This is a genomic window from Campylobacter sp. BCW_4341 (genome assembly GCF_001764255.1).
Classification (GTDB): Bacteria; Campylobacterota; Campylobacteria; order Campylobacterales; family Campylobacteraceae; genus Campylobacter_D; species Campylobacter_D jejuni.
In genome coordinates, this window is record NZ_MKAH01000035.1 from 1 (window position 1) to 2,944 (window position 2,944).

3 protein-coding genes and 1 pseudogene are annotated in these 2,944 nt (G+C 28.4%); 3 read left to right on the forward strand and 1 reads right to left on the reverse strand.

Going from position 1 to position 2,944, the window contains the following annotated elements:
- The 3 genes from AJN70_RS05660 to AJN70_RS05670 form a co-directional block, all read left to right on the forward strand.
- On the forward strand, nt 1-714 hold a 714-nt coding region (locus AJN70_RS05660; protein ID WP_070295587.1), incomplete at its 5' end, for a bacteriophage T4 gp5 trimerisation domain-containing protein.
- A 13-nt stretch (nt 715-727) separates the two neighbouring features.
- Nucleotides 728-940, forward strand: coding sequence for a hypothetical protein (locus tag AJN70_RS05665; protein WP_070295588.1), 213 nt, complete (start codon nt 728-730; stop codon nt 938-940).
- An 816-nt stretch (nt 941-1,756) separates the two neighbouring features.
- Nucleotides 1,757-2,107, forward strand: coding sequence for a hypothetical protein (locus AJN70_RS05670; protein WP_070295589.1), 351 nt, complete (start codon nt 1,757-1,759; stop codon nt 2,105-2,107).
- A 50-nt stretch (nt 2,108-2,157) separates the two neighbouring features.
- On the opposite strand, the pseudogene AJN70_RS05675 reads toward AJN70_RS05670, so the two are convergent.
- A pseudogene (locus AJN70_RS05675) lies at nt 2,158-2,944 on the reverse strand (tyrosine-type recombinase/integrase); the annotation flags it as partial.

The following is a 2,944-nucleotide window of genomic DNA, read 5'->3' on the forward strand; positions in this document are numbered from 1 at the left end:
AAAGAACAAATTTATTTAAAAGCCCAAAAGGATTATGATGAATTAGTCCAGCATAATTTCACTCAAAGAATCTTAAATGATAAAGATTCTAAGGTAGATGGAATTTATAATGAAAGGATTAAAAAGATTCATACTCAAACCATAGACTTAGCTAAAAATGTCAATGTAGGAGGAGAATACTTAACTAATGTAGGCTTATCTAAAGATACCATAGTAGGATTAAGCAATACCTTAAATGTAGGAGTAGATAATAAAGTAAGAGTGGCTAAAAACTCTCATGAGTTTGTAGGAGAAAACAAAGATATAGAAATAGGTGCTAATCAAAACACTATTATTCATAAGGATGAGATAAGGAATGTGAAGGGAAATAAAAAGGAGGTGGTTGAGGGGCATTATGATATTAATATCAGCGATAAAATGCAAGTGTTAAGCGAGAAAAAGATGGATTATAAAAGCAAAGATAATATTCTTTTTACAAGTAATGAATCCATAGGATTTGAAAGTGATAAAAATACAAGCATGGTAGCTGATAATATCACAACTTATGCAAAAACTATTCATGAGTTAAAAGCCGATAGCGAAGCGACTATACAGGTAGGAGAAACAATTATTAATGCAAAACCTGATTGTGTTATCATTAAAGCAGGTGGAGTTGAAGTAACTATAGACTCTAATGGACTTGTGGTTAAAGGTGGAGAGATTAAAGCAGAGTAATAAAGGATAAACAATGAATAAACCCTTCTACAAACTTAAAAAATTTTATATACCTTGTGGTGTGCTTATAGCTTTGATTATTTTTATAAGCTTAACTTATCATTTTTTACAACGACCTTTAGAGCTTATCTTTTGGGATAGATATGATATATCGAAATTATCTATTAATAACGAAGAGAAAAATTTTAAAACAATGAAAACTGTGAATTACTCCTACTTTCGCTAACGCTTAGAAGTAGGAGGTTCCTAACTAAAGCCAAGTATTCTTAGCTAGCTCGAAAGGCTTCTTGTTTATAGCTTACACCTAAATTTTCATATAAAATATTAAAACTTATACAAAAATCTTTCATAAATTGTTTCAGAAGTTAAAGAGTTTGTTTGGTAAATTACATTAAGGGTTTAAGCCGCAGGCTGACCCCCTACGGCTAAATTGTGAAACCCCTGAAAGGAGGTACATAAAACTCATTCTAGTGGTTATTATACTGCTTTGTTTATTTATAGTCAAGGCATATTAACCAAGCTCAATTTTTGGGGCAACTGGAGTGGGTTACCTGCGGTATCAAACAAACTTTTAACTAAGCTTCTCTCCTTCTATTGAATTTCTATATTTTTTTATATTTTCAATATTTGCACCAAATAAAAATGAAGGTGCAAAAAACAAAGTGCTAAAGAATAACAAGTAAAATCTTTTCATGGACTGTTTTAAGAAGTTAAAGAGTTTGTTTTTGGTATAATTGCATAAGGGTTAATGCCAAAGGGGCGGCAACCCCTTTAGCATTCAATCACACCCAAAAAGGAGGTGATACAGAATGTTAAACAAAATTATAGTAATAATTATACTACTTTGTATAATTATAGTCAAGTGTTATTAACACTTGTTTTCCCTTTTTTAAAGGGGGTTATAATTTTCCCTTTGGCTTACCAAACAAACTTTTAACTAAGCTTCTCTCCTTCTATTGAATTTCTATATTTGAAAAATTTTATTTTTTTAAAAAGTATATGTTTTTTGTATTATTAATTTTTCAAGTATATTCTTTTGGTTATTTTAACTATAAATCACAGTCCTCTTGAGTTTTTTGAAAATAGAGAAAATAGAGAAAAACTCATAAAAACCCTAATAATACACTTAAATTCTTATTTAGAGGCTGAAAGTAATCTACAAAAAATCAAGATTTTAGTCAAAATATATCAAAATTTACAAAAATGTAGCCGAACTCCTGATCTTATTGACATAGAAGAACTTGAATTTAACAAAGAAGACATTTTCGAAGAATTATTTTATACTTTAGGCGGTTTAGGAGGTATGTATTCCGTAGAAATAATACAATCAAGAATTGCAAATTTCATCAAAATACTTGGCGGAGAGCCTAAGCTTTTATTAGAACAATTTTAAACACATAGACTTCTTCTTGAAGTCTATGCAAATACTCAATTTTAGAAAAATTAATTATTCAATAACGCAGCTTTTATTGTATCATTTGTTGCTTTGGCATATATAGTAGTAGTATTTAGATTTGCATGTCTTAGAATTTTTTGTATGACCACAAGGTTTGTTCCTTTGGCTGTTAATCTCATGGCTAAAGTGTGTCTAAGCAAATGAAGTCCTTTTTTGCTGATCAAAGCTTTAGCGTAAATATTATTTACAATCAAAAAAGCATTGCTTCTATTTAAATGTTTTCCTGTGCTAGTTTGCATTATGTAATCACTATCTTGGATATTTTCTTTAAAATATTCAAGCTCATCATCCACTTCTTCTTTTTTAATAAATGCAAATTGTTCTTTACCGCCCTTGCCTATTATGGATATTTTTAATATTTCATCTTCAACCTCTTCAAAATCACAAAGTTTTACATTTAAAGCTTCAGAAATTCTAAGTCCTCCATAAAGCATAAGTTTTATCAGTAAAGAGTTTCTAAAACTATTATAAACTTCTTTTTTTGCTTTTTCTTTCTCTAAAACATTATTTAGCCTTATAATTTCATTTTCATTAAGATAATTTAATTTTTCTTCTGATTTTTCTGTTCTAAATCTAATTTTCTTCATATCAAAGGAAAAAATAAACAAATCATCATTATTATCGCTTATAAAAAAAGCTAGTTAATACTCTCAAATAAGTTATTTTTGTTTTTTTTGATAGTTTATTGCCATTTTTTGAATTATTTTCTAAATAATTAAGAAAATTGACTAAAAAAGTCGTTTTTATATCGTTTATTTGCATTTCATCTTGATA

Excerpts from the sequence above, each read along its gene's own strand:
- AJN70_RS05665 (WP_070295588.1), top strand. The coding sequence starts at position 728 with ATGAATAAACCCTTCTACAAACTTAAAAAATTTTATATACCTTGTGGT.